At 45.8% G+C, this 26,769-nt stretch carries 21 protein-coding genes and 1 pseudogene; 17 read left to right on the forward strand and 5 right to left on the reverse strand.

The annotated features are described in order from the left end of the window. Nucleotides 1-71: 71 nt before the first annotated feature. The 14 genes and pseudogenes from H70357_RS11330 (at nucleotide 72) to H70357_RS11400 (ending at nucleotide 20,360) form a co-directional block, all read left to right on the forward strand. Nucleotides 72-2,111, forward strand: a complete 2,040-nt coding sequence (locus tag H70357_RS11330) for an S-layer homology domain-containing protein (RefSeq protein WP_038589179.1) — start codon at nucleotides 72-74, stop codon at nucleotides 2,109-2,111. Nucleotides 2,112-2,136: 25 nt separating this feature from the next. Continuing rightward, nucleotides 2,137-9,126, forward strand: coding sequence for a DUF6531 domain-containing protein (locus tag H70357_RS11335; RefSeq protein ID WP_231578412.1), 6,990 nt, complete (start codon nucleotides 2,137-2,139; stop codon nucleotides 9,124-9,126). Next, nucleotides 9,123-9,425 carry a hypothetical protein gene (locus tag H70357_RS11340; RefSeq protein WP_038589182.1) on the forward strand — a complete coding sequence of 101 codons (303 nt, stop codon included), beginning with the start codon at nucleotides 9,123-9,125 and terminating at the stop codon, nucleotides 9,423-9,425. The genes H70357_RS11335 and H70357_RS11340 overlap by 4 nt, the downstream gene beginning before the upstream one ends. A gap of 223 nt (nucleotides 9,426-9,648) precedes the next feature. Continuing rightward, nucleotides 9,649-11,115: an RHS repeat domain-containing protein gene (locus H70357_RS36600; RefSeq protein ID WP_231578413.1), complete on the forward strand. Its 1,467-nt coding sequence runs from the start codon at nucleotides 9,649-9,651 to the stop codon at nucleotides 11,113-11,115. Between the two features lie 3 nt (nucleotides 11,116-11,118). After that, complete coding sequence (locus H70357_RS11350) at nucleotides 11,119-11,565, forward strand: hypothetical protein (RefSeq protein ID WP_038589188.1); 447 nt, start codon at nucleotides 11,119-11,121, stop codon at nucleotides 11,563-11,565. 66 nt (nucleotides 11,566-11,631) lie between these two features. Continuing rightward, complete coding sequence (locus H70357_RS35840) at nucleotides 11,632-12,078, forward strand: hypothetical protein (protein ID WP_156130855.1); 447 nt, start codon at nucleotides 11,632-11,634, stop codon at nucleotides 12,076-12,078. Between the two features lie 592 nt (nucleotides 12,079-12,670). Then, a pseudogene (locus tag H70357_RS11360) lies at nucleotides 12,671-14,551 on the forward strand (polymorphic toxin-type HINT domain-containing protein); the annotation flags it as partial. Continuing rightward, a complete protein-coding gene (locus H70357_RS11365; protein ID WP_038589198.1) occupies nucleotides 14,511-15,056 on the forward strand; it encodes a hypothetical protein in 546 nt (181 codons plus the stop codon). The pseudogene H70357_RS11360 and the gene H70357_RS11365, both read left to right, overlap by 41 nt. 916 nt (nucleotides 15,057-15,972) lie before the next feature. After that, entirely contained in the window at nucleotides 15,973-16,878 is a 906-nt protein-coding gene (locus H70357_RS34290) for a hypothetical protein (RefSeq protein WP_052091979.1), read from the forward strand. 94 nt (nucleotides 16,879-16,972) lie between these two features. Beyond that, nucleotides 16,973-17,275 carry a hypothetical protein gene (locus H70357_RS11380; RefSeq protein ID WP_038589201.1) on the forward strand — a complete coding sequence of 101 codons (303 nt, stop codon included), beginning with the start codon at nucleotides 16,973-16,975 and terminating at the stop codon, nucleotides 17,273-17,275. Between the two features lie 232 nt (nucleotides 17,276-17,507). Next, a complete protein-coding gene (locus H70357_RS11385; protein ID WP_038589204.1) occupies nucleotides 17,508-18,422 on the forward strand; it encodes a class I SAM-dependent methyltransferase in 915 nt (304 codons plus the stop codon). 179 nt (nucleotides 18,423-18,601) lie between these two features. Continuing rightward, entirely contained in the window at nucleotides 18,602-19,255 is a 654-nt protein-coding gene (locus tag H70357_RS11390) for a TetR/AcrR family transcriptional regulator (RefSeq protein WP_038589208.1), read from the forward strand. Between the two features lie 24 nt (nucleotides 19,256-19,279). Beyond that, on the forward strand, nucleotides 19,280-19,648 hold the full coding sequence (locus H70357_RS11395; RefSeq protein WP_038589211.1) for a DUF4180 domain-containing protein: 369 nt from the start codon (nucleotides 19,280-19,282) through the stop codon (nucleotides 19,646-19,648). Between the two features lie 64 nt (nucleotides 19,649-19,712). Beyond that, nucleotides 19,713-20,360, forward strand: a complete 648-nt coding sequence (locus tag H70357_RS11400; protein ID WP_052092511.1) for a formylglycine-generating enzyme family protein — start codon at nucleotides 19,713-19,715, stop codon at nucleotides 20,358-20,360. Between the two features lie 96 nt (nucleotides 20,361-20,456). Here the strand turns inward: H70357_RS11400 and H70357_RS34295 are convergent, their stop codons facing one another. Both H70357_RS34295 and H70357_RS11410 read right to left on the reverse strand, forming a co-directional pair. Further along, a complete protein-coding gene (locus H70357_RS34295) occupies nucleotides 20,457-21,329 on the reverse strand; it encodes a stalk domain-containing protein (RefSeq protein ID WP_052091980.1) in 873 nt (290 codons plus the stop codon). A gap of 152 nt (nucleotides 21,330-21,481) precedes the next feature. Continuing rightward, entirely contained in the window at nucleotides 21,482-21,856 is a 375-nt protein-coding gene (locus H70357_RS11410; RefSeq protein ID WP_038589217.1) for a VOC family protein, read from the reverse strand. Between the two features lie 228 nt (nucleotides 21,857-22,084). Here H70357_RS11410 and H70357_RS11415 point away from each other — a divergent pair, with 228 nt between their 5' ends. Both H70357_RS11415 and H70357_RS11420 read left to right on the forward strand, forming a co-directional pair. Next, the gene (locus tag H70357_RS11415) at nucleotides 22,085-22,849 is read left to right on the forward strand and encodes a hypothetical protein (RefSeq protein ID WP_038589220.1); all 765 of its coding nucleotides are present in this window, start codon (nucleotides 22,085-22,087) and stop codon (nucleotides 22,847-22,849) included. Between the two features lie 131 nt (nucleotides 22,850-22,980). After that, entirely contained in the window at nucleotides 22,981-23,616 is a 636-nt protein-coding gene (locus H70357_RS11420) for a hypothetical protein (RefSeq protein ID WP_038589222.1), read from the forward strand. Between the two features lie 86 nt (nucleotides 23,617-23,702). Here H70357_RS11420 and H70357_RS11425 read toward each other — a convergent pair whose 3' ends face one another. After that, complete coding sequence (locus tag H70357_RS11425) at nucleotides 23,703-24,245, reverse strand: hypothetical protein (RefSeq protein ID WP_038589224.1); 543 nt, start codon at nucleotides 24,243-24,245, stop codon at nucleotides 23,703-23,705. Nucleotides 24,246-24,426: 181 nt separating this feature from the next. Here H70357_RS11425 and H70357_RS11430 point away from each other — a divergent pair, with 181 nt between their 5' ends. Next, the gene (locus H70357_RS11430) at nucleotides 24,427-25,140 is read left to right on the forward strand and encodes a glycosyltransferase family 2 protein (protein WP_038589226.1); all 714 of its coding nucleotides are present in this window, start codon (nucleotides 24,427-24,429) and stop codon (nucleotides 25,138-25,140) included. Nucleotides 25,141-25,205: 65 nt separating this feature from the next. Here the strand turns inward: H70357_RS11430 and H70357_RS11435 are convergent, their stop codons facing one another. Together H70357_RS11435 and H70357_RS11440 are read right to left on the reverse strand one after the other, a co-directional pair. Next, a complete protein-coding gene (locus H70357_RS11435; protein WP_038589229.1) occupies nucleotides 25,206-25,928 on the reverse strand; it encodes a class I SAM-dependent methyltransferase in 723 nt (240 codons plus the stop codon). Nucleotides 25,929-25,948: 20 nt separating this feature from the next. Further along, nucleotides 25,949-26,599, reverse strand: a complete 651-nt coding sequence (locus H70357_RS11440; protein ID WP_063848037.1) for a Vat family streptogramin A O-acetyltransferase — start codon at nucleotides 26,597-26,599, stop codon at nucleotides 25,949-25,951. Nucleotides 26,600-26,769: the final 170 nt, after the last annotated feature.

The raw sequence follows: 26,769 nt of genomic DNA on the forward strand, positions 1-26,769 counted from the left end.
AGTTTTCGCGGACGGTTGTGTCCGCAGTGGCGGTGAGTATGCTTGTGGGCCTGTTTAGCGGAGGCCTTAGCATGAAGCAGGTTTTGGCTGCCGGGACCGATCCGGGTAGAACGGACTATAACGTATCCGGCGACCAGATTGTATGGCTGGAAGCAGAGGCCGACGGGGTGAAGCAGGTTCACGCGATGAATCAGGCCAGTGGTGCCAGCACTGTTCTTACATCGGGTTCATCCGCCAAGGATGCGCCTTATGTGAGCGGCAACGTTGCAGTGTGGGCCGACAAAGGAACAGAGCAGGAGTCTTCACTGAACTGGGATATTTACACTGCCGATCTTGAGACGGGTACCCGAAGAAAGCTTAACAAACAGTCTGGCACATATGGCAATCCGACTACAGATGGAGTCGGTGTAGTCTGGTACGAGCGCAAAAATTACGGCAGCATGATCTATCATGATCTGGCTACGGGTGTTGAAGCCGACCTCGGCGAAGGACGTTTCCCGGTGCTGGCCGGCGGCAATGTGGTGTATAAGAATGCCCGTGACGGGGGGCTCAGTCTGCTCCATTTGAAAAGCGGGGCTACGCGTGCACTTGTTAGTTTGGGCGGAGCAAGCTATGTGGACTGGTTTGTTTTTAACGGCAGCGATGTGCTGTTTAAGCAAAAAAATGGGTCTTCCGAGAGCAAATATGTGATTTTGAATATCAAGGACCTAACTGCTCTGCCTGTGGATCTCACCGAGATGAAGCCTGGAGGAACCCAGTATGCCTTCATGTCGATAGGTGAAGGACAGGCAGTTTTTCAAGAGGAAAGGGACGGTGCTGCCACATTGCAGCAAGTGAACCTTACTACATATGCAGTGAAATCACTGCCAGCAATAGAGCCCGGAACGAAGCTGATCGGCATTACCGGGGATAAACTGCTTTACAGCAAGAAGGATGATTACATAGAGTCGATAGACCTGAAAGAAGGATCAACCCCTCCGAGTCCGGGAGCCACTCCAAGTCCAGGGGTAACCCCAACGCCAGGAACGACTCCAACTCCAGGGACAACCTCAACTCCAGGTGCAGTTCCAAATCCAGGCGCAGATCCGAGTCCGGGTGCAACCCCGGAAGTGAAGACCACTGTAGTGACCGGAGCCAAGGACAGTCAGGTTATCGGAAGTGCGGGAGGTACTTTGTCTGTACTGAATGGCTGGGCACGGCTGGAGATTGCAGCAGGAACCTTCCCTGACAATACCACTGTAAGCTTGGCCCAAGCTGAGCTGGAGAAAGAAGTACTGCTCGACGCAACAGGCAAAAAACTGCTGAAGGCAGGTTCTGCGTGGCAGGTGCAAGCGAGTGCTCCGTTCCTGATGCCGGCCAAGCTGACGGTAGGGTACCCGAAGGAAGCGCCTTGGACGACAGGTCGTGAGAAGCTTGGAATCTATAGCAACGATCTGGCAAAAGGCATATGGAACTATATTGGCGGAGTGACTGCGGCGGAAGACGCCGTTGTTCAATCCAGAATTATAGCTTCCGGACTATATGCGGTAATGCTGCGCGGAGCTGAATTCACAGATATGTCAGGCCACTGGGCGCAGCAAGCTGTAGAGGTGCTGGGGGCTAGGGGGATTGTGAACGGGATGAACGGAACCGCTTATGCGCCAAAAGGGATCCTGACCCGGGCTGAATTCACCAAGTTGCTGGCAGCAACTCTTGGATTGCAGCCGCAGCGGCCGGAGACACCGGCTTTCCGTGATGTTTCAGCTGCGAACTGGTCCTACCCTTATGTGGAAGCAGCTGCAGCGGCAGGAATCGTAACGGGAGAAGGTGGACTTTTTCACGGCAATGATCCGCTGACCCGTGAACAGATGATGGTGATGCTGATGCGGGCAATAGACAGCACTATCGGCAGCCGGGCTTCTGCTGCTGAATCTGCCAAGCTTCAAGCCGAATTGGGCGGATATAAGGACAACGGCAGCGTTAGCAGTTGGGCAAGGGATTCTGTAGCTGCGGCGGTGGGCAAGAAGCTGGTGCAGGGTAACGGACAGCTTTTGAAGCCTAAAGATTCATCAACAAGAGCAGAAGCAGCGGTCGTGATGTACAAGCTGCTGGCTGAGCTGAATTTACTCTAACTTACAACGGATAGGAGATCAAATCATGAAATTCGGAGCGCTCAAAAGGAAGTGGCGCGGCGGCAGCATGAAGGCACGTTTTAACCTCATGCTTGCTTTGCTGTTGGTCATTTCTTATATTCCCATCCTTCCAGGTCTGGATAAGTTCATCTCTCCGGCTTATGCAGCTACCAATATGCGGATTGAACCCAGTGAACTTAACCCGGAATCGGGAAAATCGGTTAAAATCTCCTTCAGCTTCAACGCGGCCGACAACGGTCAGGAGTATCATAAAACGAATATCAGCCTCTGTACTCCGCAGCGGGACGGATCGTCCCCGCTCCTCGGGGATCTGATTAAGAGCGGTGAATATCCAACGAAGCTGAACGGCCAATATATCGTTCATGAGTATGAATGGGACGGGAAAATCGGCGGTGTACCGCTGGATGAAGGGCGCTATAACATCTGTATCTCCCCTGCCGAGTATAACGGTGTTGGCGTGTACTACGGGCAGATCGCCAGCTTTGAAATCCTTGGAGGCGATGAATTGCCTCCTCCGGCAGCTTTGCAGATCAAACCTGCTGCTGCAGGACAATCTGTGGTTTCAGGAACTGCTGAACCAGGGGCCCAGCTGGAAGTGGAACTTTATTATCCGTCCAATGGGGAAAAACGGCTGTACTCTAATATTGCTGTCAACAGCGCAGGCCAATGGAGTGAACAGATCGGGATAACGCTGGGCAAAGCCGTGCATATCACGGCAAGAGCGAAAGAGGAAGGTAAGTACTCGGGGGTTTCGGAGCCGCTCGCAGTGCTGCGTGCGCCTATGCCTGCATTTTCACTCAGCTGGGAGGCGCTGGCAGCCTATTATTATAAGCTGGATACTGTTCAGGCCATGCAGGAGAAGGCTCAGGACATTGCAGTATTGAACCAGTCTGCAACCTCTGCGGGAACAATCAGCGGCCTGACCTCCATTCTGCTGACCAATCCGCAAACCAGCCGGGCTATAAACAGCGGGGATCTGCCGCAGTTTACAGAAGCGGCACTTCAGGATCGGCTGCGGATTGTGAACCCGTCCGGACAGGCACCGGTTGATCCGGCCCGGGGAGATTTTGTCTACTCCAGTGATTCAATCTCGCTGCAGGCGTTGATGCCGCTGCAATTCGGCGTGAACTATTTAAGCCGTGACCCTTATACAGGTGTAAGTGGATTAGGGTGGCATCACAGCTATGAATGGAAGCTGACTGCGGTAGAAGACGGCAAGGTAGAAGTGATGAGCCCGGATGGCTCACGTTTTGAGTACGTACCTTTGTCGGGAGGAGAGTATCTGACACCGCGCGGCACGGACTGGACGCTGAGTGCTCCGTCAGCAGGGGCGTATACTCTATCATCACCTCAAGGCGATCTCTACCGGTTCAATGCAGAGGGGCTGCTACAGTCCATTACGGATTTGAACGGGAATAAGATCACATTTGCTTACCAGGGTACGAAGCTGGCAACGGTCAGTACAGCCGGGGCTTCTCTAAGCTTAAGCTACGACGGAGCAGGGAAACTGATGACTGCAAGTGATCCAACCGGCCGCCAAATGTCATTTCATTATCACCCGGCCACTGGAGACCTGATGTCGATTACTGATGTGGATGGGGCCACAACTAAGCTTACCTATGATAACAAACATCATGTGCTTAGTGTTACGGATGCCAAAGGGACCGCAACGATGAGTGTGACCTATGATGACCATCAACGCGTGACTGGCTTTACCGATTTTTACGGGCAGACGAGTTCATCCAGCTATGAAGGGCGTGTAGCTCCAGTAGTTCGGGGAGAGGTGTCGGAAGGCGGCGAGACTGGGATAAATCCTGCGAACGGACGGGATATTCCGGACTCGGATGAAGTGATTTTGTCCGGTACGATGCATAATCTTGCTCATGCACCTGCATACCGGCAGGTTGCCGGGCTGAAGCCGCTCATTGCTGACTATTTGGCGGGCAGCATCGGAGCCATCGAGAACAAACGGGATGCCTTCATTACTTCTGCGGTTGCCGCTCCAGGCGGGATTGCTGCCATCCAAAGTGCAATTGCGGCCAGCAGTACATCCCCGGCAGTTGTCAGTTCGGGTCATTTAAATCTTGAAGAAAGCGTAACATTCGGGTCGCCGAACAAGCCTGTGGTGCTGATCGTGGATGGTATGAATACGAACCGGGATATTACCGTGCGTGTGTACGGTACGCTGATTCTGAAGCAGGGACTTAATGCCAATACCAAGCTTGCACTGGATGTGCAGAAGGTTCAAGGCTTGTACGGCAATCTGTGGTCCGGCGGAACGATTCATCTCAACAATGATTCTTCCGTAACTGTGGGGGATACACTGCAAACGGGCAGTTTGACCTATAACAGCGGCGGGTTGACCATTGATGCGCAGCGGATATTGATTGCCGGAGACTTGTCCATTAACACTAGGGTGGAAATGAACATCGCCCAGGAGATGGTCGTTGGCGGAATCGTATCCAATAACCAGACGGCGAATCTAACCGTGTCCGGCGGCGATCTGTTCGTTCGTGACAACGTCAGTGTTAACAATAATCTGAATGTGCAGACGGGCGGTCTATTCGTCCTTGGCGGAGACATGACTCCGAACCAGACTCCTGTTGTTCATACGGGAGTGGGAGCAGGCAAGACCATTTTGACCTACTCGGAGAGCGGAGCAAGCGATGTGAATTCCGGGAATGCCAGAACGGTGAGTGCTGCCGGATTGGCCTCTTCCATCGCCACTACTGCGAATAAAACAACGTGGACCAATGCGCTTCATCAAGATACTGCTTATGTATGGAATAATAATTTTCAAGTCGTTCAGCGGCAAGCGGCGAATGGCTCGATCGTTAAATACAGCTATGACAGCAGTGACCGGGTAACCGCGATCACAGACGCTAACGGCAATAAAGAGAAATTGGCATATGACGAGCGCGGCAATGTTACTCAGCTGACTGATGAGAATGGTACTTCCGCCCTCACACGTTATAACGCCTTGAACCGTCCGGTTGAGAAGATCGATGCCCTCGGCAACCCTTCCACCTACGATTATGATACCGCAGGCAATCTTGTCACAAGTACGGATGCCCTCGGCAGCACTGTCACCATTGTCAGAGACAGTGCAGGGGTTCCGGTCTCCGTAACCGATGCTGAAGGGCATACCACAGCATATATCAATGATGCTGCCGGGTTCGCACAGGAAATTAAGGACCCGAGCGGATATACGACAGTGATTGAGCGTGATACCCTGCACCGCACCACCCAAGTGGCAGATGCCGATGGCAAGCTGCAAGGTGTCGAATATGACAAGAAGGACCGTGCCGTTTCCATAACCAACGCACTTGGCCAGACGAGCACGGTCACTTTTGACGCAAATGGCAATGTGGAAGAACAAACGGATGAAGCCGGGACAAAGACCGTCAGCTCTTACCAGGTATACCGGTTAAACGGCACGAAGGACGGACTTGAGCATAGTACCAGCAATACGTATGATGCGCTTGGCCGCGTGATAGAGCAAAAAGATAAGGCGGGTGAGACAACGGCTTACAGCTACGACAGTGTCGGACAAGTAAAGGAAGTTACCGATGCTGAAGGCGGGAAGAGCACTTATACCTACGACGATAACGGAAATATGCTCACCCGGAAGGATGCCAAGGGTAACCTCACCTCCTACACCTACAGTAAACGCAATGAACTGCTGAGTGTGACCGATCCACTGAATGCCAAGACGAGTTACCGTTATGATGCGGCTGGCAATACCATCAAAGAGACGGATGCACTGGGCAATAGCACCTATTATGACTACAATGCACTGGGACAACTGGTGAAGGTAACAGATGCGCTACGTGGGGTAACGGAATACCAGTACGACAAGAACGGCAATCAGATTGCCGTCATCGACCCTAATCATTCCATCTGGAAGACCAAATACGACAGCAGAGGTCTGGATGCAGGGACAATCAATCCGCTGAATGAGGAAACGGTCGTAACCCGCAATGCACGCGGACTAATGACCGGGTTCACCGATGCGGCAGGCCAGAAGACCACCTACGAATACGATGATTTGGGACGCAGTACACGGGTACGCAACGCGCTCGGGTACGAAACCTCATATGCTTATGATGCTCAAGGCAATGTAGAGAAGATCGTGGATGCGAATCAGCGTGAAACTGCTTTTATGTATGATCCGCTGGGCCGGTTAACAGATGTGAAGAATGCGGAGGGCAGCACCACCCATTACACCTATGACGCCTCCGGCAACTTGCTGGACAAAACCAATGCCCTGGGAGCAGTGACTTCCTATCACTACGATGCACTGAACCGGGTGATTGAATCAGTGAATCCGCTGCAGGAGAAGACCAGCCTTGCTTACGATAAGAACGGCAACCTGCAGAAGGTTACTGAACCGGACAGTAATACAACCGTGTATGCCTATAATAAAGGCAATCAAGTGGAGCAGATTAAGTACGGTAACGATCTTACTGTAAATTACAAATATGACCTCGCGGGACGCCGTGAGTTGATGACGGACAGTACCGGAAACACAAGATATACCTATGACGCACTTAACCGGCCAACGTCGGTCATTGATCCGGACGGCAATAACGTGCGTTATGAATGGACCGCAACCGGACAGCGCAGCAGAGTGATCTATCCGGATAACTCAGTGGTTAACTATGCGTACGATAAGCTGGACCGCATCAAGCAGGTGACGGATGCGCAGAACCAGACGACCAGCTATCAGTACGATGCAGGCGGCCGACTGACGGAGAAGCTGCTGCCAAACAACGGTCAAAGCACTTATACCTATGACGGGGTTGGACAACTGCTGGAGATGAAGCATCAGGCACCGGGCGGCGCGCTTCTGGAGCAGCTGACCTATGTCTACGATCCGGCAGGGAACAAAATACGCACGGAACGCCAGGAAGGCGGCAGCGATGAGGATAATCCGGCAGGCACACAGCGTCCGGCAGACGTCTCGGATTATGCGTACGATGCGCTGAACCAACTGGTTGAAGTGCAGAAGCAGAATGGTTCCAAGGTCGTTTACTCCTACGACACCGTAGGCAATCGTCTGGGCAAAGAAACAACTGAAGCCGGAATTACCACCTTGGAGAGCTACACCTACGATGCGGCCAACAAGCTGACCCATTACGAAAAAGGCAGCGACTACAAGGACTACGCCTACGATAAGCGCGGCAATTTGCTGGAAGTGAGCGGGATCGACAGCGAAACGGCTTTGAGCTTGTTCACGGCGAAGGGCAATGCGCAGAAGGTTACAGTGCCGGAAAGTGTCTATTCGGATAAGAAAGTAAAAGGACTGGAAGCAGGCGGGGCCGCAGACGCAAATGCAGATGCAGTTACCAATACAGATGCATTGTCGGAGCTGTTAGATCCGCTGTCATCGATTGCAAATCCATCCTTAAGTCCAGCAGGAACGATTCCAACCGATGATGGAGGAGCTTCATTATCCGGCCTGCCGGAAGCAGATCCTGAATCTGGCGTCACGGAAGAGGTGTACGGGGCAGACGAAGTCCTGAATCCTGACGCGCTGCTGAAGGTTGCGCAGGCAGCAGGCCCTCAAGTGCTGGAGAGCAACCGCTGGGATGCATCGAACCGGCTGATCGGGAACACCAACGCGTACGGCGATATCACCACATACAAGTATGACGGTGACGGGAACCGGGTCTCCATGCGGACTACCATCGGTGACGGTGCAATTCAGGATGCCTATCTCTCTAGCAATCCTGCCGGGAACCGGGATGGCTGGGAGCCGCAATATAAGAAGCGGCAGATTGATATTTATTTTACCAATGACATCACCATGAGCATTCCACAGCCTCTTATGGCAACCGGAGCTGACGGCCAGAACTGGAAGCAGTCCTACGTCTACGGAGCCGGTGAAGAACGGATCAGCATGAGTTATCTGGTCAGCGAAGATGAGAGCAACGATTGGGAACCGGCTGGTGGAGCCAGTGGTGCAGGAGCGGCGGCTGTAGCGCCGAAGACACTCTATTATCTGAGTGATGCACAGGGAAGCGTGATCGGACTGGAAGGCCAGGACGGCAGCATCTCGGCACGCTACCGCTACGACGAATTCGGCGTAGCCGAAAACCCGGAGAAATTCGACCTGAACTGGTCCGGTCCAGACAACTTGTTCGGCTACACCAGCCTGGGCTATGATTACTACAGCGGCTACTCCCATGCGCAGGCGCGGGATTTTGACTCTAGTATTGGCCGGTTTATGAGTGAGGATACTTATGAAGGGGATATTAATGATCCACAGACGTTGAACTTATATACGTATGTGGAGAATAATCCGTTGAGGTATACAGATCCTAGCGGACATGAGGCACTACCAAAAACTGTAGATGAAGTAATTAGAGATTTTAAGGTTATAACAGGCGGGGCAGCTAAAGGGGCTAAGAAAGGTTCAAAAACAGGGCTGATTGGCTCAGTTGTTAGTGCTTTTATAAGCGCGCTTTTTGCTGCAACTCCAGTAGGTGAAGATCAAGAATATATAAATACAAAGGTTGCAGAAAGTTTAAATATCTCTATTCTAAGTTTAGAAGAAGCAGAGGATATAAAAAAAAATACATCAAAAAATATAGTGTATAGATCGCTTAGTTCCTATGATGTCGGTAACCTAGTAGCTGGGAGAGGTATTCTTTCCAAACACACCCCTCCCCATCGAGAATGGTCTTTACTTGAGCACATACTAGATGGAAATAAGAAAGAAGATGGAAAAGATATATCTATGGGTTCTGATCCTTGGATAGCTACAACTAGAGAGTTGAGAATAGCTAATGAGCGATATAGAGGCAAGCATGGAATTGTTGTGATTGACTTAAATAAAGTTAGTTCAATTAAAAAGTCCGCACAATATGAATTTATGGGACTGTATGAACCATTTGGTGTTGAATATGCAGCTGAAATGGCAGAGAATGATAGTGAAGTATCAGTTTATAAATACATTCCAATAAGTGCGATTGTGGGGTGGATTCCATGACAAATGAAGCTGAATTAAGGAAGGACATATCATCGATTGTTCATAAAATTCTTATTTTGATTAGGAAAGACAGAATTATACCAAATGGAGAAATTTCAATGTTGATTGATTATTTGGATGATTTAAAAATATTCACTAAAGGGAGAGATGATATATCTAAAAAACTAGTATATGAATTATTTTATCTATATACAACTGTTATTAGCCAAATATCTTACAATAAAGATGTAGACATCAGCATTGTTACAGAATTATATATGAAGATTACTTCAGTTTTCAATGATGGCCTTTATCAATAAAAGACCACATGAGAGGAAACGGGACTGCGCCCTGTTTGTGAAACAGAGATTAAAACACCTACTAAGTTTAAGCAACCAGTCGTCGGAAATCTATCATACACAAGAAATTAAGTTTTTTTAACCTAAATAATCTTTAATTTTTGAGGGCCTTGAGGATATTAACTCCCAAGGCCTTTCCTTTTACCGCCCTGTGCCAGATCTTGAATCTGGCGTCACGGAAGAGGTGTACGGGGCAGACAAAGTCCTGAATCCTGACGCGCTGCTGAAGGTTGCGCAGGCAGCAGGCCCTCAAGTGCTGGAGAGCAACCGCTGGGATGCATCGAACCGGCTGATCGGGAACACCAACGCATACGGCGATATCACCACATACAAGTATGACGGTGACGGGAACCGGGTCTCCATGCGGACTACCATTGGTGACGGTGCAATTCAGGATGCCTATCTCTCAAGCAATCCTGCCGGGAACCGTGATGGCTGGGAGCCGCAATATAAGAAGCGGCAGATTGATATTTATTTTACCAATGACATCACCATGAGCATTCCACAGCCTCTTATGGCAACCGGAGCTGACGGCCAGAACTGGAAGCAGTCCTACGTCTACGGAGCCGGTGAAGAACGGATCAGCATGAGTTATCTGGTCAGCGAAGATGAGAGCAACGATTGGGAACCGGCTGGTGGAGCCAGTGGTGCAGGAGCGGCGGCTGTAGCGCCGAAGACACTCTATTATCTGAGTGATGCACAGGGAAGCGTGATCGGACTGGAAGGCCAGGACGGCAGCATCTCGGCACGCTACCGCTACGACGAATTCGGCGTAGCCGAAAACCCGGAGAAATTCGACCTGAACTGGTCCGGTCCAGACAACTTGTTCGGCTACACCAGCCTGGGCTATGATTACTACAGCGGCTATTCCCATGCACAGGCGCGGGATTTTGACTCTAGTATTGGCCGGTTTATTAGTGAGGATACGTATGAAGGGCAGATTGATAATCCGCTGAGTCAGAATCTTTATACGTATGTGGAGAACAACCCTTTAAGATATGTTGATCCCTCAGGAAATATAGCAATGGCGGCAGGAGGATTATATTTAATTCCTGGTGTTGGAGAGGTATTGGCTGTTGTTACTGGCGCAGGTATTGTAGTGTATGGAGGATACAAGATTTATCAGTGGGCTACTGCTCCAGAAGAGGCGCCTAATGTGTCGATTCCGAAAAAAATAGAACTTAAAGTAATTCCAGGTGGAAACAATACTAACAAACCAGATCCAAATCCTAAACCCAAAGCTCCACCTGTAAACCAACCCAATAACGATAAACAAAGAAAAGAACCAACGAAAATTTATCGGCTAGGAAGTGATAGTCCTTGGAATTTGACACCTAGGGCTACAGATGCGACTACAGGATTATCGTTCCAACTAACTCGTCCCACCTCTGGAGGTTTTATTGAAACAACAGTTGAACAAATAAATGCTACTGGAATACTTGTAGCCATTATTGATGGGCAGAACCATGTCTCGGTTGTACCTACAGATGGGAATCTTAAGTATTGGGCTTCTCAACGTCCAAATACTGGGGACCCCGCGAAAGATTCATATAATTATAATACTCAAGGAAGTTGGAATAGATACACAACCACTTTGTTAAATATCTTTGGTTCTTATAATAAATGGGTTCAAAAGAAAGGTGGACGATAAGAAATGGAAAAATACAGTGAGATGGATATATCAACCATGATTGAGAGACTAGATGAGTTACAAAATTCTCAACGAATAACAGAAGCAATAGATCTTCAAAAAGAATTAATTGAAAGAAGAGAGGATATTATCCCCTTTCTTAAGTTATCAAAAAAAGATTCGAGTTTTCTAACCTTTTTTTCTGCTTTTTTTATACCTGAATGTGATAAGGATTTTTTAAAACTAATGAAAAAAGAACTATTCGAAGTGATAAATAGTATGGATTTAACTGAACACGTAGATCTATTGCTTGTTGAAAGTTTGACTCATAAAGGGGTTTTTACTGAAGAACTGAACAAGAAATTATTTGAAAAACAAACGCACATTCAATATTTTTATAATTATTCAAATATGAATAAATATATTTTGTCTGACTATTTGAATAAATTATCGTCTTTATTAAAAACATAAGGTGGACGTGACATTGGTACTCATATTCCATTAGAGACGTGAACATGAAAAAGAAAATTGATTATATTGGAAGTACTGGTACTCAGCATTTTTTCGACTGGTTGCTCTTCTTCTCGAAATAAAGCATCTGTTTCACCAGCGACTCAGACGGATGTATTTGCACAAACGGGTAATGAGAAAATAGAAGACTCTACAAGTGAATCATATTATGGGGTTTGGAAAATAACCAAGGTTTTAGGATATGGACCAGTAAGCGCATATGACCGGGATGGAGTGGTGGATTGGGAGTTGATTTTAAACGAAAGTGCTTTTATCGGTGAGTTTTTGCTTGCTCAATGTGAGGGCAGTTGGATGTGGAAAGAAGATTATGAGGCGCCGGCTATCGCAACGAAAGATGGGAAGGTTATCATCAATGTTCTGCATCGGGTAGCCCGTTATTGGAGTAAGCCTGAACTGCCAGAGTATCATTTGGATAACATGCTGAAATTGTTGCAACCACATCCGTACTTATGAAGCAGTAAACCCCGAAATTTCCGGGATAAATGTACACTTTCAAAGTTTAAACAATAGTCGGCATAACTAGCATGGCCGACTGGAAAAAGATGTACTTATTCAGGTTAAAGAGCTTTGCTGCGGACGATTATGAAAACCAGCCTGCAAGCAACTTCGTAACCCTTAGAGCACTTGAATACTGCCAACATGGCAGGTTCAGGTGCTTTTTGTTTCCGGCGAAAGGAACTTGATAACATCGACAGTACAAAGCTGTACTTTAAACTTATGCTTAATTCCAAAAATGAACTATATATCTTGAACTCATAAAATTAAGAACTGCTTGATCGGGTGAAAGATAGTAAAGAACCGAAAAGGACGGGGAGCGAAATGACACATGAACAAGAGATTGAAAAACTGACCGCAGCGATGAAAGAAACGGAAAGCACACGCATGTACGAAAGATATCTAGCTGTACGTTTGCATTTAGGCCAATGCACAGAAGGTTACAGTGCCGGAAAGTGTCTATTCGGATAAGAAAGTAAAAGGATTGGAAGCAGGCGGGGCCGCAGACGCAAATGCAGATGCAGTTACCAATACAGATGCATTGTCGGAGCTGTTAGATCCGCTGTCATCGATTGCAAATCCATCCTTAAGTCCAGCAGGAACAATTCCAACCGATGATGAAGGAGCTTCATTATCCGGCCTGCCGGAAGCAGATCTTGAATCTGGCGTCACGGAAGAGGTGTACGGGGCAGACAAAGTCCTGAATCCTGACGCGCTGCTGAAGGTTGCGCAGGCAGCAGGCCCTCAAGTGCTGGAGAGCAACCGCTGGGATGCATCGAACCGGCTGATCGGGAACACCAACGCGTACGGCGATATCACCACATACAAGTATGACGGTGACGGGAACCGGGTCTCCATGCGGACTACCATCGGTGACGGTGCAATTCAGGATGCCTATCTCTCTAGCAATCCTGCCGGGAACCGGGATGGCTGGGAGCCGCAATATAAGAAGCGGCAGATTGATATTTATTTTACCAATGACATCACCATGAGCATTCCACAGCCTCTTATGGCAACCGGAGCTGACGGCCAGAACTGGAAGCAGTCCTACGTCTACGGAGCCGGTGAAGAACGGATCAGCATGAGTTATCTGGTCAGCGAAGATGAGAGCAACGATTGGGAACCGGCTGGTGGAGCCAGTGGTGCAGGAGCGGCGGCTGTAGCGCCGAAGACACTCTATTATCTGAGTGATGCACAGGGAAGCGTGATCGGACTGGAAGGCCAGGACGGCAGCATCTCGGCACGCTACCGCTACGACGAATTCGGCGTAGCCGAAAACCCGGAGAAATTCGACCTGAACTGGTCCGGTCCAGACAACTTGTTCGGCTACACCAGCCTGGGCTATGATTACTACAGTGGCTACTCCCATGCGCAGGCGCGGGATTTTGACTCAAGTATTGGCCGGTTTATAAATGAGGATACGTATGAGGGGGATATTAATGATCCGCAGACGTTGAACTTATATACGTATGTGGAGAATAATCCGTTGAGGTATACAGATCCTAGCGGGAATATGGCATGGGAACCCTATAATGTCAAGCAGCTAAGAATCATAGTGGATGAAGCTAGGGTGAAATCTAAATTCAGTACAACCAATAAGAATTATCAGGTGTACAAGGATTTCATATGGAATCACTACAACTTTGCATCTTTCATGAAGAAAAACCAGTACAATTACTTATATGGATTGTTAACGGGAACAAGTGCCTACACGAACAGTGCCGGTAATGCAGGCTGGGCGAGAGAAGAGTTAATAAGTGCGTATTATGAATCAGTAGAGGCAGAGTATGTCGCAGCTATGGCGATGGGATTTGCTACAAACGTCAGTATGCGTGGCAGTGTAGGCAACCAGAATAAGACGAAGAGCAAATCTTCATCTGGATGTAATTGCTTTGTAGCGGGTACTAAGGTTCAAACAGACGAAGGGGAGAAGAATATTGAAGACATTGAAGTCGGAGATAAGGTTCTTTCCAAGGATGAAGAGAGTGGAGAGCAGGCTTATAAGGAAGTCACACATCTGTATCGAAATGACAAGGAAATCATCTATGAACTTACAATAGGCAACCAGGTCATTGAGACAACCGACAATCATCCTTTCTGGGTTGAAGGTAAAGGTTGGGTGCTTGCGGCTGACTTGCAGGCTGGGGATAAGCTACAGCAAAGCAACGGAAATATCTTAATGATTGACAATATCAAGATAGTCAAGCATGATAACCCAGTTAAGGTATACAACTTTACGGTTGCTAATTTCCATACCTATTTTGTAAGTGATTTGGGGATTTGGGTTCATAATACTGGTTGTGATGTAATGAGAGTCAGCAACTCAGAGACATTTATAAGAAAACTCCAGATCAGTTGCTTAATGATTATTATTACGGAAGGTGATTGTAATGGGTTTAGAATCATACAACTTGTTATTAGTTCCACATGACTCCCAAGTTACTATTGAAGATGATATTGTTGACTATGTGGGAGGGAAAAGAACCCCTTTTTCCAAAGCAGTTGAAGCTATTTTATCTATAAAAGGGATTCGAGCATATGTGCCACCCGATATAACAGTAAGGAAAAAGGCGGAATGTTATTATGTTTATTCAGATGTTAAAACTATTGTTGAGATCGAAATAAACGCCGGATTAGTTGAAAAGGAAGGTATAGAGGAAATTTCGGTACGTTTTGCGGTAACTAGCAATGAAGAAACATTTGAAGTGGCTGTATTTATTTGCAAGGTTTTGAATGAGCAGCTACGAATGAAAACTATTGATATGCGCCTGAAAGAGGAAATAGACTTAACAAACGACTTTCAAATAAGAAGGAGTCAGAAAGCGTTTGAGCAAAAAAAGCGGAGGTTTTACGAAATGTACTCTCTGCCCTATAATTGCATTACTGAACCTATGAACTGTGGAAAAGCATTTTTTGAAGCATTAAGGGGCAAGTAATTTGATATCGAAATAGAACTACTATAGTAACCGACCTTGGGGGCGACAATTCTCAAGGTCTTTCTTTTCCCCCACCCAGTGCCGAATGAACTGGGGTAGAAGTTATAACAGCCCACAATGATTATTATAATTGAGGTGTTTCAATGAAACTTAGGCATGTTCTTTTAGAAGTATATTGTGAAAACAATACTTCTCGACCTCCTTTGTGTTGAAAAGATGGAATAGGTAACCCTGGATATCATTGTTTATCTGAGAATTGTCCGAATGTTAGTTATACGTATGCTCCGCATGAACTTGCTTACTCAGGAGAATTTGGGGTAGTACCCGACTCAAAAGCATGGATTGGATTAGGAGGCGAAATGTTCCCTGTTGACAAAGATGAAAATATGGAAGTTGAATTCAAAGAATTATGGGAACGTATATGTAGGCAGAAAATTCAGGAAGCCTACGAGGAGTACATGAAACAAATGAAAGAAATTTAATATTTATTTTCCCTAGACCTTGAGGATTCCTTACAAATTATTCTTGCCAAATCAACATTTGATTACGATGAACAATTGCTAATAACTTTCACAGGAGTGCAAGATCTGAAAATAGGAAATTTAACTGGCTTATTTGGTTTAGCTTTCGATATCTCTGATGCTTCAAAAGACCAGTTAGAAGGTCTCAGATATAAGGTTGATGAATATGAAAATAATATATTTAGTTTTTATTGTAGACAGATTACTTTTGAAGTTTTATTGTAATGTTCATTTTTCCCACATTAGCCAGAATCCCTTGACTGTGAATAGAGCCTTAGAGTCTATTGCACCAAATCCAAAACAAAGCAGTAGGCGACGAAATGTTTCAGTACATTGAATTTCGTATAACCACAAATGAATTCACGGTGTTGTTCTTTTTGATTGGGAGGGAAAGTATGGTGAAGATAGCAATAAACTTTGACCGACAACTGGATGAAGAGACCTATCATTTAGTGGAAGGCCTTGCGAAAACAAGAAGAATGAAAAGAGATGTCAAGATACTTTCTAGTATAGTTCCAGATAAAGATATGGGGGTTGACGGCGAATTTTATTATAATCCATTAGATTTTCCAGAGTCTGGACAGAGCGTAGATCCATCCATTGTTGATTATAACACTCCGCCCAGTTGCCAACCGGACCTCTGGTTGCATTGGATACCAACCAAAGATCGTAAGCAAATCATGTGGAACTCCAGTAAACAAACGGTTAATATTGTGGAATGGCTGGTTTATTTGGTTCAAAAAGTCTTTGGGCCAAAAGGTTACTGCTTGAGTGGAGATTTACAAGTAACCGGGTCTAAAAGGATCAGGATAGAGAACAATGAGATATTTGTAAACGACAGAGCTATAAACGTCATGGAAACTTTGATGAACATTATGATGTCAAATATGAGGATGGATTTGAATACATCGGTTTTACCTGGACGAATACTTAAGATGGAGATGTCTCCTGGTGAGAAATGGGCTATCGAGGTTGAAGACACCCGCTCCGAAGTGAGAACTGTATTGTCTTCAATTGAGAATGAGATTACTTTGGTACAGCAGTGTAATGATGTTTTATTCAGTTATTCTGGCCATCTCCAATTAGATAGTAAGGATATTGAAATTCATTGGAGTGATGACGGCATGAGATCCGCGGTTTTCCTGAACGGTGTTCTTGTGACTGTTTATGACTTGGCAAACCAAAGAATGATCAAATCCGCGTTGAACGAAGGTGACCTGATTCCAGTTCCTGCAAAGTGTTTTGAAAAGGGTATTATTGGAGATATAGGGCAAGTAATCAGTATAAATATAAGCACATAATCGAATAAGGGATTTTTAATATATTCTATGCCTAGATAATGTGTATGTACCAATGAAGGAAGAGTGCGCATAGCTGGAAAGTGGGGTGGATTCTATGAGTGATGAAATTCAATTAGAAAAGGAAATATCAACTCTCATATTAAATATTCTTCTGTATATAAGAACGAATAGGGAATTTCCGGAAGAAAGTATAAGAGAACTACTGGGTTTTTTAGAGGCACTAAGAAAATTCACTAAAGGAAGACATGAAATATCTAAACCTTTGGCGTATCAATTGTTCTACCTTTACACAACAGGTGTAAGTCAAGCTGCTCATAACAAGGATCCAGATAGTACTATACTTACGGAGTTATACATGGGCATTGTTGCCGTATTTAGTGATGATCTTTATCAATAATCAAATTTGCTAGATAGATTGAACTTAAAACTTGAGAGAAGGGAAATGAGCAACGGTAGAGTCTGATGAGAAATTAATTGCACAATACCATCGGCTGAAGTGATGTTGATCAGATTTATCATTGACAAAATATTTTATTTATGCTATAATTTACATATATGAATTTAACGTTTATAATAAGATTCTCCTGGCCAGGGGGAGTCTTATTTTTGTTTATGCGGAGGATGATTGTATGAAGACAAATGAGTCCAGTTTAACTTCCTTAATCTCAGCATTTGGTCGAGCCTATCATAGTAAATATGACACACCCAAAATTTTCGATGATTTTATTGCCAAAGATTTAATTACGGCAAAAGAATTTACAGACATCAGCGAGAATATGATCCAAGGCATATCCTTTTTTAACCAAGAAATTGCTCAAAAATATCAAGAGGACCCGGATGAAATTTTAAAGTGGATTACACAAGTCCAGCTTTCTCCAACGCCTTTGGCACGGGCTGCATATTGTGAACATGTATTCTTGAATGAAGCGATGCTCGGACTAAAGCAGTATGTTATCCTTGGAGCCGGGCTGGATACTTTTTGTTTCCGGCATCCGGAACTGGAGAACAGAGTGGAAATTTTCGAGGTTGATCATCCCGCTACACAGGAATTGAAGAAGAACAGGTTGGATGAGGCTAATTTAACAATCCCGAGAAATCTTCATTTTGTTCCTATGGACTTTACCAAACAGTTTTCTTATCAGCATCTGATAGAGGCGGGGTTTGACAGCACAAAAACGTTCTTTAGCCTCTTGGGAGTTTCTTATTATTTGACTAAAGAGGAAATTTCGACCTTGATCCATCATTTATTTGCTAACATCCCGTCAGGCAGCTCAATAGTCCTTGATTATGCAGACGACAGACTGTTTGAGGAAAAAGGGATGTCTAATAGAGTTGATAATATGGTGAAAATGGCTTCAGCCGGTGGAGAACCGATGAAATCAGGCTTCACGTATTCGGAAATCGAGAAGCTGCTGGAGAGCGCAGGCTTACTAATCTACGAGCATCTATCACCGGCTGAGATCAATGACCGTTTCTTCAGTCACCGGACGGATTATTTGTCTGCTTTTGAGACAATTCATTATCTCCATGCGATAAAAAAATAATCGATCAATGACCGCAGGCTTAGGAAAGAGACCGCATTCCTTGAGATTGCGGTCTCTTTCTATTTGTCCAGCTGAATATTTAACTCATGATACCCCAGGGTTTGACAAAATACTAAATTATTAAGTACATTTTTTTTATTCCGACTGTTCAGTATAAATAAAACGAGCAAGGAGAACATATGCCCAAACTAGGAATGGAACCCACTCGCCGGGCTGAGGTTATCAACGCCACGTTAACCTGTATCAGCATTTACGGAATGGATGGCATGACTCTGGATAAGGTTGCCGAGCTTGCAGACTGCTCAAAGGGAGTAGTCACCTATTATTTTAAGAATAAGGATAACCTGACGATCGAAGCGTTTAAGTCGTTTTTGGCCTATTATGGCCTAAAGATTGAAGCGGAAATTGCAAACACCATGACAGCCGGGGATATGCTCGACGTTACACTGAAGCATATCTTACCGCCAGCCCGTAATGACACGGGGGAGCAGATTAATGTATCGCAGCTGGATGGAATTGAAAAGATGCATATCCCGTATTCAGCTCAAGGCAGGCTGTTTATTCAGTTTTTTTCGAAAGCCGTCTTGGACCGTAATTTACAGGAAGTTGTGTCCAGCAGTTATCTGGCTGATGTCCATGGCGTCGCAAAGATCTTTGATTACGGCAACAAGGCGGGGCAGATGACTGTAGAGGATGCGCAAAGTGCTGCCTATGGGCTGCTGGCTATGGTAGTAGGACTAAGCTTCTTCAGAGTAGCGGACATACCGCCAAGCCGCAGCGAAGATAACCGGTACATTTGCGAGGATTATGTCAGAAGGTTCACCAAGCATTGAATATGCAATATTAGGAGGACAATTATGAATGTAGCGAAGGTAGAAGCAGGTGGTGTAGATATTGCTGTTGTGAGCAGCAGCGAAGTATTAATTGGGGATGTGCAGTCAGCGCTGAATTTTATAGCTACCGTACGATATGAAACGGACTGTGACCGTATTGTTCTGAACCAATCCAATGTAAGCGACAGCTTTTTCGACTTGAAAACACGCCTGGCTGGCGAGATCCTGCAGAAGTTCATTAATTATCAAGTGAAGCTTGCGCTGGTTGGTGATTTTTCTATATATACCAGTCAAAGCCTTAAAGATTTCATCTATGAATGTAACCGTGGGAATGACTTCTTATTCATGCCAACCGAACAACAAGCGATTGTAAAGTTAAGCATGCTGAAGTAAAAATAGACCGGGAGGGAGAGGGACTCAGTTGTCAAAAGCGCAGCACAGTCATACCGGTTTTCCTATGGTGGAAATTCCTGCAGGAGAAATTACATTAAGGGATGATCGGATAAAGACCTCATGGGCTGTAGAGCTGAAATCATTTTGGCTTGCGCCGGTTCCTGTTACGAAAGAGCTATATGTTTCGATATTGCCGGGTGCATCTGGACCTATTGATGATGATCTTCAGACTCCGGTAGTGAATGTCTCCTGGCATGATGCGATCCTCTTTTGTAATTTGCTGTCTCAGCAAGCAGGTCTAAAAGAATGTTACTCAGTTAGTAATGACGGCGAGAGTGTTGTCTGTAACTGGGGAGCAAATGGGTACCGTCTGCCTACAGAAGCGGAATGGCAGTATGCGTGTAAAGCAGGAACTTCCGGGTATCAATACGGTGAGCTTGATGAGGTTGCCTGGTATGAAGGGAATTCAGAAGGGAGGGTCCGTGAGGTAGGCGGGAAAAAGCCGAATGCATGGGGGCTCCATGATATGTTGGGAAATGTGTGGGAGTGGTGCTGGGATCAATATGATGCGAAAATATACGGTTCCTACAGGGTGTTCCGTGGTGGGAGCTGGGCGGAAGAAGCCAGAGGTTGTGGAGCAACCTGCCGCCGCCGCAGTCACCCTACATTTTCCATTGACGATCTCGGGTTTCGTGTTGCCAGAACCCAATAAAAAGGCGGGAACCCCCTCTAGAAATAAATCGGATCAACCATAGTGTCTCCAATTATTTGCTAGAGGGTGTCCCCGCTCAATGGATTATAATGCAAATTACATATTGACGGCTTTGAGGTACAACGTGTTGGTCTTCTTGTCTAGTTCAAATTCCATATAGACACTGAAACTAGAGATGAAGAATCCGGGCAAGTCAACTTCATAGACCAAAGTAGTATAAGTAGCCCCTTTATCAGAGTATGTCTTATCTAACGTTACACCGTCGACAGTTGCATTTTTTAGAATAGCCGCATATTTCGTAAGAATATCTTTTTCATTGACTTTGACAAAGGCTTGGACAGTTTTGGCGAAGTTTTCCTTCGCTCTTTTTTTGTAGCCCATGTCATAGTCATTTAAATCATCAATCACATATTTATCCACCAGGGCATCGTAATCGGCAGTTGAACCTGAGCTAACGGCCTTGCCGTAGGATTGGATAAATGCCAATCCTACGGATTTGTATTTGTCACCTGAGGCATTGAGATCATGATTCGCAGGCAGTGTAATCAAACCAGCCGGTGTGCTGGCCGTCTGAGTTGCAGGTGCACTGGCTGCCGGAGCACTGGCTGCTGGAGCACTCGCTGATGGTGTGCTAGGAGCAGCATCATTATAAGGGATACCGGCATTGGCGCCACCAGTAGTTGAAATGACAACGGTGTTGCTGCCGCTGTTCCAGAGGACTTCCGCATTCAGCGCTTCACCGACGGCTTTGGCGGGAAGATAAGTAGATCCGTTGTAGACCAGAGGAGAGATTTTGTTTCCACTGGCATCTTTAGGAGTCCAGGAAGCTCCATCTACAGTAAACTTAATTGTGCTGTTCAGGTAAGCTTTGACTAAAGAAATCCCGTCAGCAGCGTAGGCACCGACAGCCCCGAACAACAATCCGCTTGCCAGAATAGTAGAAACGAATGCTTTTTTTGAAATGTGCATAAATATTAAATCCTCCTAATTCATTGCTTGGTTTATTTTAACTATGTACTTTAAATGAGGGTTAATTTTCCTCTCTTTTTAATTTATAGTACCTTATTCTTATCGTCAACTTTAATGTTATTATCAAGGAAGAATAGAGAGAGTTTTGGAGCTTACACCATAAAACACCATCGAACGCCAAATTTGTCCACAAATTGGACCATACATGGACTAAAAAATACCGGACCTATGGGCGTAATTGTGGTACTTTCATCCTTCATGATCTGATAGGCCTCCCGCAGAACTGTTTCGTTATCAAAGGTAGCGACCAGCTCTAAGATAGAATCGGATGAATGTTCTTTGTTGCCGCCGTAGTCGCTGAACATAACCCGTTGGCCGAGAATATGCATTTCCGCGTGAATGACAAATTTCTGGGGCTCCTTGTCGGGATCATACATGATGGAATCTGTAGTGGCGTTAAAAGCCTTTTGATAAAGTTCGATAGCTTTGCAGCAATCACCATTCAGATATAATTGTGGATTTAGCATACATTCTCTCCTTTAAGGGATTTATATTAAACGGGTAACAGTTTGAAGAAAGCTGATGCCAGTTTACCCGGTGATAATAAGTTATATTTTACCACCCGTCAATGAACTAATTATCGTTTTCTGATACCTGTGTTGCGGGGAAATCGGCTATCGCCGAGCCATCCGTTTTGAGCTGACCCTGAAAATGTGGGATAATAAGTTACAATGATTGGAGAGGTGAGAATTTAGATGACCTATTCGTTCGCAATTGGACCTATAGAGCTGCAGGAATTTGACAGTGAAGATGAATTGATAAACAAATGCAAGGAATGGAATCTCTTGTCGAGTACAGCAACACGGGTGAAGACCTATCAGTACAAGAGAAACGGCATCACGCTGCCTTGTGAGATTGTGGGGTACGTCGATAGTATGACTGTAGTGATACAGTTTGAGAATAAGCAGCAGCACTGCATTCACCCTGCTTATTTAAAGGAGATGCAGACCTCCGGTTTTGGACAAAAATCAGCAGCAGCTGCTGAAGTCGAGGTGACAGATGGAGCGGATGAAGCTGGCAATGAAGCGGTAAGTGAAGAAACCGTAATTGAACCAGCGGCAATCGAACCAACACCACTTCCGCCGGCTGCCGGTGTGAAGACTGAGGAACAACCGCAGGAACCCTTGAAGAAACAGGAGAAAGCGAAAAAGAAAGCGGCGCTTGAACTGCCTGAAGAGAAACTGCAAATGTCCGCTACAGTCAAAGAGTTTACCACCGTGCCCAACCACTTTTCAGATAATGATGATGAGGTCATCATTTATGATGAGATAGCTATAGAAGGCCACGAGCTGGAGCTCGGGGAAGTTTGGTCCAGCCACAGCGCCACATTGAAGAAACTTGAACTTGCGGTCGGGGATAAAGTTTCTTTTGAAGCAAAGGTGGTTACCAAGAAGCTCACCCAGCATCCTGTAAAGTATAAGATCAACAACCCTTCGAAACTGAAGAAAATAACAGAATAAACAGGACCTTTAGCAGCAGGAGGACTGGGACGCTTATAAGTGACAATTTTCAAAACACGCGTGCTCTTAATCGGTACAGATAGTCTCCCAAGCTGCTGAATGGTATGATAGGAAGTGGGGTGAATTGGACAATGAATAATGAGACAACGAATGAACCAACAAACGAGGAAGTAGAAGGCAATCAGGAGAATATGTCTGCCGAGAATTGGTCCGAGCTTCTGAACGCTGTTCATCATAACGGCCTCGTAGCTTTGAAAATGAGCTTTAATGAAGTGGAAGGACAAGTGTCGCAGCTGGAGGCTTACGGTGCGGTGTTTGTGTACCGTGTTAAGGATGCGTCGAACAATGACTATTTCTGCGGGTTTTTCCTTCGCGAGCTGATCGCAAGATTTCAGTCGGGAAATGATCCTGCGATCTGGATGGCTTCTTTCTTCCACGAGCTGATGAAGACTCCAGGAGGCAAGGATCTTCCCAAACCGCCTGCAAACGAGGAAGAAGCAAAAGCAGTCATCGACAACGTGTTGGTTCCGCAATGCATCGAAGCTATTCGTGAAGAATTTGCTCCTGAGCAAATTCACGCGGGGCTTGCCTTGAACCCGGAGCATGGCCCGGTCCTGGAAGCCGGATTCCCGGCCATTACTGATGGCCCTAACGTTTGCGCGATTCCGCTACATTTCTTGCTAACCCATTTGCAGCTGAACCGTGATCCGTCCGAGCTGCTGATTACAGGCATGTACAATATCCGTAAAGAGCATGGATTGGACTAAAATGTGAAAAGCATGAAACCATACAAAAGCAACCCTGCCACCAGGCGGGGTTGCTTTTGTATTTTACAGTACATACTTCAGAGCCTTTAGCGGGACCGAGAAGAGCGTAGTTGCCGCAGAGGCAATTGGCTGACTATAAAATATAAGGTCAGTCCAATTAAGACTGCATAGTACGGTATGAAGTAATACAAGCTGTATTCATTCACGTAGCTGGTCAGGAATAAAAAGTGCAGGCTTGTTAAGAACATATAATCTCCAGTCATTCTTAGATGGTAATAAGGATAGGCCATCAGGAAGAAGCTGAATACATAAAAGCATAAGAGCAGAAAGGTGCTGAGCGTTCTGCGGATCAGGAAACTGACTAGCAATAAGAGCGATGTCACGATAATGAATAGGGAATACACGATCACCGGCTTTTCCAGTCCATCGTCATAATAATATAAATAGAGCGTTGTCGTATCTTTATTATGATAGAGGATATTGGAGAAATCATGTTCCAGCGAGACGGTGAGATTACCGTAATTATTGGAAGTAAGAAACGCATAAGCAAGGTAAGCGACTGTGAGCAGAGCAATCAACAGATTGATCGGGTAAGGCCGTTTATCTTCTAACTCTGCCATAGGTAACATTATCCAGAGTCTCCCATCCATTTGTTTAATATATGTTGTGAATCAATGAATTCATATTACATATATTGGTATATCATTATAATCATTTTAGTGTAGCGAATAAAATCACAAACCATAAGCCCGAACCGCAGCTTGTTCCTTCTCATATGTTGAATGGACGACAGGAGAGGGGAGAACGGCCTTGGGAAAAGCAGCTGATCCATACGGCGTTTCAATCATCGTGTGCACCAACCGCCCGCAATTTTTTGATAATCTGTTAGGCAGCTTTAGAAGCCAGCAATACAAAACGAAAGAATTAATCATTATACTTAACAGAAACAGCATGAATCTGAAGCAGTATCAAAGTAAAATACGCGCCTATCCCAATATCTCGGTGTATAAGGTACCCGAAAAAACTTCGCTCGGACAATGTCTAAACTGTGGGATTGCCAAAGCCCGTTTCCCGTTTATCGCCAAGTTTGATGATGATGATTACTACTCCCCGTACTATTTGAAGGAGCAGATGAGTGCGCTCAAGCGTACCAAAAGTGATATCGTCGGAAAACATGCTTGTCTTGTGTATCTGTCAGGCACCAAACGGCTCATTATCAGATCGCCCAGAGAAAAGAATAAAGCTGCGGATTTTGTGCAGGGGGGAACGCTGCTGTTCAGCAGACAAGTGACGAGGCAGGTGCGTTTTTCGGATCGTTCATTGGGAGAAGATGTTGCTTTTTTACGCAGATGCAGCGCCAAAGGGTATCGTACCTATGCCACATCCCCGTATAACTATGTTTATATGCGCAGAGAAAACAAGGGCAGCCACACGTGGAAAGTGGGAGACCGCTTTTATCTTAAAGGAAGTATACCTGTCGCCGTGACCGACAATTACCGGGCAATCGCAAAACGGAAAGTGTAGAAGTGGAGTTGAGGGGGGACAACCACAGGTGGTTAATCCCCAACCTTTCACAAACAATAATGGCATCAGTGTTCGGAGGCTTTTCTTGCCCGGATAAATAAAAATTGCGGTTTGCGCAGCAGCTTCTCATATGACTGAGGCAGCGCTTGTTTGAATTCTTCCGTCGGCATAGGCTCCAGCAGCTCTTCGAGTATAAAGCCAGCGTGAAGTACAGCGGACATAATCGCATTTAGAGGCCGTCTGTAGAACTGAACCTTCACTTTGACGTGATTGACATCCCAATCATCTTCCAGCAATTCAGTCAGGAAGTAATTCTCCCGTTGAAATACGGTAAAATCCATAAACGGATGATGAACGGAAAAAACGAGGAACCCGCCCGGTTTCAGGATTCTATGGAATTCACGCATAACGAGTGTCCAGTCTTTCAGATAATGCAATGCCAACGAGGAAATCACCAGGTCAGTGGAGTCATCCCCGATAAAATCAAGGGGCTCATTCAGGTCCGCACAGACAAGTTTGGCCCGGTCGCCAACTCTTCTCCGGGTCATTTCGATCATTTTGGGGCTGAAATCGAGCGCGGTAACGGAAGCACCTTTGCCAAGCAGCCAATCACTATACCAGCCAGCCGCGCATCCTGCATCCACTACGCTTTTGCCCTCCACTTCCGGCAGCAGGGATAAGGTAGCTGGCCGTTCATAGTAAGCATTATAAGGTTTTTTGTCTACATAGTTGAGATAGTATTCTGCCATTTCTTCATAAGAATCCAGCGAAACCGACTCCTTGTGCATTCTGATCCCCCTTTTCCCAATTAATCTTCCTGTAGCAGCCTTTGAAGTTCTTCTTCGTCACAGCCTGATACCAGCAGTTCTAGATGTTGAAACAGCTTGTGCTCATCCCAGTTCCACCACTGCACTTTGGACAGCAGCCCGATCAGCTTATCACTGAAGCGTTTTCGAATTAAACGGGCGGGATTACCGCCGACAATGGAATAAGGCTCTACATTTTTTGTTACGGTTGAATTGGAAGCGATAATGGCACCGTCCCCAATCGTGATCCCCGGCATAATTGTAACCTGCTGGCCGATCCAGACATCATTGCCAATTACGGTATTTCCTTTAAAAGGCAGCTGTTCCAGCGTAGGTGTCACCTTTTCCCAGCCGCCGCCAAAAATATTAAAGGGATAGCTTGTCAGTCCATCCATGCGGTGATTGGCACCGTTCATAATGAACGTAACACCTTCTGCAATGGCGCAGAATTTGCCAATGATCAGTTTGTCGCCCAAAAATTCATAATGGTGCAGTATGTGTTCGTAGAAATGCTCCGGGCTGTCGTTATTGTCACTGTAGTAGGTATAGTCACCGATTTCCACATTTGCCCTGGCTGGCAGATTACGGATATAGCATACAGTTTTAATATTCTCATTGGGGTACAGCTTGTTTTTATCCGGCCCGACCATCATGGCTTTCACCTCGCGAGTTATATTTATGGAATATTGAAGCAGGGGGAAGCGAAACTCCGCAGTCATTCTATTCTTACTATTTTATGGCAGTCCGTCAAGTTGGAGAGAAACTGAATCCCCTTTTCCGGGCAGCAGATCCGCAAATTGAAAGCGCTGTATATCACATTGTA

Source organism: Paenibacillus sp. FSL H7-0357 (assembly GCF_000758525.1).
Classification (GTDB): Bacteria; Bacillota; Bacilli; order Paenibacillales; family Paenibacillaceae; genus Paenibacillus_AQ.